This is a genomic window from Xanthomonas sp. SHU 166 (genome assembly GCF_000364685.1).
In the GTDB taxonomy this organism is placed as follows: domain Bacteria; phylum Pseudomonadota; class Gammaproteobacteria; order Xanthomonadales; family Xanthomonadaceae; genus Xanthomonas_A; species Xanthomonas_A sontii.
The window spans coordinates 1-7,480 of the sequence record NZ_AQOJ01000067.1 but is presented as its reverse complement, the minus strand read 5'-3'; the positions used below and the strand labels follow the sequence as shown (position 1 = coordinate 7,480).

General features: G+C 67.3%; 5 protein-coding genes. 4 read left to right on the top strand and 1 reads right to left on the bottom strand.

Annotated features, from left to right (window positions below):
• Positions 1 to 144: 144 nt before the first annotated feature.
• Entirely contained in the window at positions 145 to 1,122 is a 978-nt protein-coding gene (locus tag D180_RS02815; RefSeq protein WP_017911597.1) for a LacI family DNA-binding transcriptional regulator, read from the bottom strand.
• A gap of 403 nt (positions 1,123 to 1,525) precedes the next feature.
• On the opposite strand from D180_RS02815, the gene D180_RS02810 reads away from it, so the two are divergent.
• The 4 genes from D180_RS02810 to D180_RS02795 all read left to right on the top strand — a co-directional run.
• Positions 1,526 to 4,657, top strand: a complete 3,132-nt coding sequence (locus D180_RS02810) for a TonB-dependent receptor (RefSeq protein WP_017911596.1) — start codon at positions 1,526 to 1,528, stop codon at positions 4,655 to 4,657.
• Between the two features lie 95 nt (positions 4,658 to 4,752).
• A complete protein-coding gene (locus D180_RS02805; RefSeq protein WP_043090372.1) occupies positions 4,753 to 5,511 on the top strand; it encodes a SapC family protein in 759 nt (252 codons plus the stop codon).
• Positions 5,512 to 5,531: 20 nt separating this feature from the next.
• Positions 5,532 to 6,533 carry a cupin-like domain-containing protein gene (locus tag D180_RS02800; protein ID WP_043090371.1) on the top strand — a complete coding sequence of 334 codons (1,002 nt, stop codon included), beginning with the start codon at positions 5,532 to 5,534 and terminating at the stop codon, positions 6,531 to 6,533.
• Between the two features lie 13 nt (positions 6,534 to 6,546).
• Positions 6,547 to 7,480 (top strand): tryptophan halogenase family protein (locus D180_RS02795; protein WP_017911593.1); only part of this gene is annotated, 934 nt, incomplete at its 3' end.

The following is a 7,480-nucleotide window of genomic DNA, read 5'->3' as shown; positions in this document are numbered from 1 at the left end:
CAACGGCAACGGCAACGGCAACGGCAACGGCAACAGCAACAGCAACGGCAACAGCAGTACTCGCTGACGGTGCAGTTGTGCGACGCGCATGAGGCACGGACGTTCCTCGACGTTCTCCCCCAGTCCGCGCCCGACGATAGGAAGCTAGCGACCCAGCAGCGGCCCCGAGACGGAATCGCGTGCGACCAGCCGATGCGGCACCACATGATTGACGCAGGTACGCCCCGAACCGACCCCCTGCCGGATCTCCCGCAGCAGCAGATCGATGGCCGCATCGGTCATGTCCGCCACCGGCTGATGGATGGTGGTCAGCTCCGGCCACACCATCGTCGACGCCGACGTGTCGTCGAACCCCACCACCGACAGATCCTGCGGCACCTTCAGGCGGCGACGATGCGCCACCGACACCACCGCCGAGGCCATGTCGTCGTTGCTCGCGAAAATCGCACTGGGACGTGCCCGCAACGCCAACAGTCGCTCGGCGGCCTCGAGTCCGGCGCGATAGGTGAAGTCGCCCGGCTGCACGAGCGCGGCGTCGTAGTCGATGCCCGCATCCGCCAGGGCATCGCGGTAACCCTGCCAGCGGTGCGCACTGGCGGTCTGGTTCGGGTCGCCGGTGATGTAGCCGATGCGCGTATGCCCGTGCGCGATCAGGTGCGAGACCATGTCATGGCTGGCGCGGCGGTCGTCGATGTGCACGCAGGACAGCCTGTCGCTGAACCGGCTCGACGCAATGGAGACGACGGGAATCCCGGCGTCGACGAACACGGCGACGATGGCTTTCGATTCGCACAAGGGCGCGGGGAGAATCACGCCGGCCACGCTGCTGCAGAGCGTGCGTGCGGCCTCGCGGCGTGCCCGCGGACCCAGTCCGTCCCACGTGGCGATCACCAGTTGCGCCGCCACGCGGGTGGAACCGCGCAGCGCGCCGACCAGCAGTTCGCGCAGATAGCTGGAGCTGGGGTTGGTGTAGATCAACGCGATGCAGGTGTGCTGCGCGGCGGCGAGCGCGCTGGCGGCCGGGTTTGGCCGGTAGTCCAGTGCGCGCACGCTGCGCATCACTCGCTCGCGCGTGCTCTCGCGCACGCCGGCGTGACCGTGGGTGACGCGCGAGACGGTCATCGGCGAGACGCCCGCATGCGCCGCGACGTCGTCGATGGTGATGGCGTTCCCTCTTCGACGCGTCGTTTTGGGGGTGTTCTTCAAGGAATGCCGTCCTTTGTTGCGACGCATGATGACAAGCGATGTCCTGGGTGCGTAGTCTGCGCCGTGACGCGATGATAGCGCTATCAATCAGCGGCAGTCGGGCTCGGGGGGAGCCTTTATCGCGCGTCGTCTGGCAATCCTGAAACGGAGTTTTGAGTCGCAGCGACCGCAGAGCGCGCTGCGATGTTCGGCGTGGAAGACGGGCATCGCCCGTGCGTGCCTCTTAGGGGAGGGGCGGTACATCCATCGATCGCATGTCAGAGGGGAGAGTCATGAGCGCTTCTATGTTTCGTCGTAGCCCAGACCTGGGGGCTCGTCCATGAGCCGCACGCTGGCGAAGTTCAAATCCAGGGCCATGTTCACCTTCGTCGGTGGCGTCCTGGTCATCAATCCCGCATTCGCACAGGACGCGTCGACGCCCGCGCCGGCGGCAGAGCAACAGGCGCAGAGCAGCCCGACGCAGCTGGACACGGTCCAGGTCACCGGCCTGCGCAACAGCCTCAGCCAGGCGATGGACATCAAGCGCGACGCCGCGGGCGTGGTGGATGCCATCAGTGCCGAAGACATCGGCAAGTTCCCCGATACCAACCTGGCCGAGTCGCTGCAGCGCATCACCGGTATCTCCATCGAACGGCGCGATGGCGAAGGCGCGCAGGTCACCGCGCGCGGCTTCGGCCCGCAGTTCAACATGGTGACGCTCAACGGGCGGCAGATGCCGGGCGCCGATGCGTTCGGCGCTGCCGGCCAGGTCGCCATCGGCGGCGTCGATGGCGGTACCCGCGCCTTCAACTTCGCCCAGCTCGCCGCCGAGGCGATCAATGGCATCGAGGTCTACAAGACCAGCCAGGCCAACATGCCCAGCGGCGGCATCGGCGCCACCATCAACATCCTGACCGCGCGCCCGTTCGACCACCAGGGCATCGTCGCCAGTGCCGGCGCCAAGGCCGTCTCCGACCGCAGCCAGCCGTTCGACAACGACATCACCCCGGAACTGTCGGGCATCTTCAGCTACAGCAATCCGGACAAGACCTTCGGCGTCGGCGTGAGCGCGAGCTACCAGAAGCGCAAGGGCGGCTCGGTGCAGGCCACCGAGAACTATTGGAACGTGCAGCCGTGGACGGGCTCGATGCCCGGCAATCCGACCGTGGTCAATGCGCCGCAGATCGGCGCGCTGTACGCCCGCCCGAACGACCTGCGCTATGCGTTCTCCGAGTTCGAACGCGAGCGCGTCAACGGCCAGGCGGTGCTGCAGTTCGCACCCACCGACAGCCTGACGCTGACCCTGGACTACACCTACTCGACCAACGAGATCACCGAGAATCGTGGCGAGCAGGGCATGTGGCTGCAGAACAGCAACTACACCGATGTGACGTTCGATACCAGCGGCGCGGTGGCCGTGCCGACCTACATCCGCGAGATCGCCGGCACCAAGGATTTCGGCCTTGAGCAGCAGCGCAGCATGCAGAAGTACAAGCTGGGCTCGCTCGGTCTGAATGCGGTGTGGAACGTGACCGACCGGCTCAAGCTCAGCTTCGACGCGCACGACTCGAAGAACGAAAGCCGTCCGAACGATCCGCTGACCGGTGGCGGCTCCCTCTTCATGAGCATCGCCGGCACCAACAACTGCACCACCGGGCCGCACTGCGGCGGCTCCTGGGTGCAGGAGCTGAACTTCAACAATGGCCTGCCGATCGGCACCCAGGTCTGGTATCCGAGCGACGCCGCTGCCGCGGCCAAGGCCAATGGCGTGGTCAATCCGGGCTTCGTGCCCGGCGAGATCGGTTCGCAGGTGCTGCGGGTCAACTCGCAGAGCCAGATCAGCCAGATCAAGCAGGCGCGCGTCGACGGGGAATGGAGCTTCGACCAGGGCCGCTTCCAGTTCGGCGTGGACACCAACAAGTCGACCACCCACCGCATCCAGGCCGCCGAGGCGTACTCCACGCTGGGCGACTGGGGCGTGGCCAACGTCGATCGGGATACCGCCGGCGGCCTGATGAACCTGATGCAGCCGGTCAACATCATCGGCCTGTTCCATGACTACGGCGGGACGAGTTGGCCGGCATGGCGCGGCGATGCGGGCCGGCTGGCGGAATGGGCGGCCAGCCAGTACGGCGTCGGCCTGGGCGTGAGCCCGCAGCGCGCCGCCGACAACTTCGTGGAGGAGAAGACCCGCTCGGCGTACTTCCAGGTGGAACTGGATGGCGAGCTGGCCGGTCGGCGCACCAATACACGGCTTGGCGTGCGCTACGAAACCACCGACGTGGTGTCGACCTCGATCATCGCCACGCCCGAGGCGATCGAGTGGCAGTCCAACAACGACTTCCGCGTGGTGCTGTCCAACGAGCAGCAGCCGTTCAGCGAGAAGACCACGTACAGCTACATCCTGCCCAACCTGGATTTCAGCATCGACCTCACCGATACGCTGAAAGGCCGCGTCTCCTTCGGCAAGAGCATCGCGCGCGCGCCGATCGGCAATCTGTATGCCGGCCCCGGGGCGCAGCAGCCGTTCGGCTCGGTGCTGATCGATCCGTCCTCGCGGGCCAGCGGCAACGCGCAGAATCCGTCGCTGAAGCCGCTGGAGTCCGACAACCTCGACCTGGCGCTGGAGTGGTACTTCGCCGATGCGAGCTATCTGTCGGTGACGTACTGGAACAAGTCGGTCAACAACTTCATCGGCAACACCGTCGTGCAGGAGAATCTGTACGGCCTGCGCGATCCCACCTCGGGTCCGGACGCGAAGTCGGCGCTGGCGTTCCTCACCAGCGGCGCCTGCCTGGCCCAGGTCGGCCCGGCCAATGCGGCGGCCTGCTCGGCCAACGACACCTCGCTGTTCACCGCGCTGGCCCTGCTGCGCAACAACCCGGCCGGCCTGGCCGCCTACAACGGCACCGGTGCGCAGGTGCTGGCGACCGAAGCGGCCTACGATCTCTACGGCGAGGCCGACGACCCGCTGTACGAGTTCAACGTCAACCGCCCGATCAACCAGAACCAGGCCAAGCTGCACGGCTGGGAGCTCGGCGGGCAGTACTTCCTCGGCGACACCGGGTTCGGCATCCTCGCCAACTACACCATCGTCAAGGGCGACGTCGGCTACGACAACGGTGGCGACCCGGGCATCGACCAGTTCGCGCTCACCGGCCTGAGCGACACCGCCAACGCGGTGCTGATGTACGAGAAGTACGGCTGGTCGGTGCGCCTGGCCTGGAACTGGCGCGACCAGTACCTGATCCTGGCCAACCAGGGTACCAGCCGCAATCCGTACTATGTGGAACCCTACGAACAGTGGGATCTCAGCGTGAACTACACGTTGAACGATCACTGGTCGTTCGGGCTGGAGGCGATCAACCTGACCGGCGAGGACGTGCGCTGGCGCTCGCGCACCTCGAAGATGATCGTGAAGCTGGCCGACCAGAGCCCGCGTTATATGCTGGGCGTTCGCTATAAGTTCTGAACAAGGCGGAGAGGTTCTCTTCGCATGTCGCCACGGGCGCCGCTGCGATTGCGGCGGCGCCCCGTGCCGGACTCCAGAGGGGAGTGCGCACCACCATGCCGCGTTACGAAATGCTCAACAACATCGCCCATCGCGACCTGCGCGTGGCCACCGACTTCGGGCCGGAGTTCGGCGACGCGGTGGGCATGCTGCCGGCCTATCCGAGCGAGTTCGCCGAGTTGCAGCGCGAATATCCGATCTTCCTGCGCAAGGACCCGGCGGACGGCGCCTGGCAGTCGGTGGCGTTGCTTGGGTTCGAGCAGCACGAGAACCTGTTCCTGCAGGACCGGCGCTGGATGGCCTCCTATCTCCCAGGAGCGGCGGCCAAGGGGCCGTTCCTGATCGGCTTCCAGGAGCAGCGCATCGATGGCGTGCCGACCCAGGACGCGGTGCTGCACGTGGACATGGAGCATCCGCGGGTGACGGCGATGCAGGGCGAGCCGGTATTCCTGCCGCAGGGCGGCAACACGCCCTATCTCGACCACATCGCCGGCGTGCTGCGCGGTATCCACGAAGGCCATGCATTCGGCGCGGAGATGTTTGCCGCGCTCGATGCACACGGCTTGATCCAGCCTGTGGCGCTCGACGTGCAGCTCGATGCGCAGCACCGCGTCGGCGTGAACGGCCTGCACGCGATCGACCGTGAGCGCCTGGCCCAACTGGACGGCGCCGCGCTGGCCGCGCTCAACCGCGCCGGCTATCTGGAAGGCGCGTTCCTGATGCTGGCCTCGCTGCACAACATGCGCCGCCTGATCGCCGAGAAGCAGCGACGCCTGCGCCTGCAGGATGCCGCCGGTGCGGCAGGCAGGAACTGAACGTGCCGGACGGCGCAGCCATGCGGACACTGGAGGGCGTGCAGCCCACCGCGCTGCCACTGCAGGACCTGGTGGCGGCGGGTGAGCCGGTGGTGTTGCGCGGCATCGTGCGCGATTGGGGACTGGTACAGGCCGGGCTGCGCTCCACGCAGGACGCAATGGCCTACCTGCGCAGCTTCGAGACGGGCGTGCCCGTTCCGTATTCCTTCGGCGAACCCGGGATCGAAGGACGCCCGTTCTACAACGCCGATTTCACCCAGTTGAATTTCGAGGTCCGGCGCGGAACGCTCACGCAGGTGCTGGACGCGATCGCCGCGACCTTCGAGGATCCGCGGCCGCCCACCTACTATGTCGCGTCGCTGCCGATCGCGCGGGCGCTGCCCGGCTTCGCCCAGGCCAACGACGCCGGCCTGGCCGGGCAGGGCATCGATGCGCCGCCGAGCATCTGGATCGGCAACCGGGTCACGGCGTCCTGCCATTTCGACACGCCGGACAACCTGGCCTGCTGTGCGGTGGGCCGGCGCCGCGTCACCCTGTTTCCGCCCGAGCAGATCGACAACCTGTATCCGGGGCCGCTGGAGCCGACGCCGGGCGGCCAGGTGGTCAGCGTGGTGGATGTCGACCGCCCCGACTTCGCGCGTTATCCGCGTTTCCGCGATGCGCTGGCCAGCGCGCGGCACGTCGAGCTGGAGCCGGGCGATGCGCTGTTCATCCCCAGCATGTGGTGGCACCACGTACGCAGCCTCGCGCCGTTCAACGTGCTGGTGAACTACTGGTGGCGCAGTGCGCCCGCCTTCCTGCCCTCGCCGCTGACGGCGCTGCAGCATGCGATGTGGGCGCTGCGCGATCTGCCGGCGCGCGAGAAGCAGGCCTGGGCCAAGCTCTTCGACTACTACGTGTTCGGCCCCGGCGAACGCGCAGGGCAGCATCTGCCCGAGGCCGCGCGGGGCGAACTGGCCCCGTTCGACGAGGCACGGGCGCGCCGCACGCGCGCGCAGTTGCTGGCGCGGCTGAATCGCTGATGGGAGCATCACCTTGAACCTTGCCACCACAACGGACGGACGCATCCGCAAGGTCGTCATCGCCGGCGGCGGCACCGCGGGCTGGCTGGCCGGCTGCGCGCTGGCGCACCAGTTCCGCGATCGCCTGGACATCACCCTGGTGGAGTCCGAGCAGATCGGCACCGTGGGCGTCGGCGAGTCGACCGTGCCGCCGATCCGCACCTTCCACCGCTTTCTGCAGATCGACGAGCAGGAGTTCCTGCGCGCCGTGGCCGGCACGTTCAAGCTCTCGATCTCTTTCGAACATTGGCGCCGTCCGGGCGATCGCTTCATCCATCCGTTCGGCACGATCGGGCAGGGCACCTGGGCCACGCCGTTCCATCATTTCTGGCTGGACAGCCTGCGCCGCGGCATGCCGTCGGACCTGGGCGATTTCTGCCTGGAGAGCGTGGCCTCGCGTGCGGACCGGTTCTCGCTGGAGACCCAGCCGCAGGTCAACTACGCCTATCACTTCGATGCCGCGCTCTACGCGAAGTTCCTGCGCAAGAAGGCCGAAGGCTACGGCCTGCGCCGGGTGGAAGGGCAGATCCGCGAGGTGCGGCAACATGCGCACGACGGTTCGGTCGCGTCGCTGCTGCTGGAAGACGGGCAGGTGATCGAGGGCGATCTGTTCATCGACTGCACCGGCTTCCGCGGCCTGCTGACCGAGCAGACTCTGCATACCGGCTACGAGGACTGGCGCGAATGGTTGCCCAGCGATCGCGCCGTGGCGGTGCAGACCGAGGCGGTCGCGCCGCCGGTGCCTTATACCCGTGCCATCGCGCACGAGGCTGGGTGGCGTTGGCATATCGCCCTGCAGCACCGGGTCGGGTGCGGGTTGGTGTTCTCCAGCCGGCACATGTCCGACGACGAGGCGCACGCCAAGCTGCTGCGCGACGTCGACGGCCCGCCGCTGCGCGACCCGTGGC

Coding starts and splice junctions, on each gene's coding strand:
- D180_RS02815 (WP_017911597.1), bottom strand. CDS start 1,122: ATGACCGTCTCGCGCGTCACCCACGGTCACGCCGGCGTGCGCGAGAGC.
- D180_RS02810 (WP_017911596.1), top strand. CDS start 1,526: ATGAGCCGCACGCTGGCGAAGTTCAAATCCAGGGCCATGTTCACCTTC.
- D180_RS02805 (WP_043090372.1), top strand. CDS start 4,753: ATGCCGCGTTACGAAATGCTCAACAACATCGCCCATCGCGACCTGCGC.
- D180_RS02800 (WP_043090371.1), top strand. CDS start 5,532: ATGCGGACACTGGAGGGCGTGCAGCCCACCGCGCTGCCACTGCAGGAC.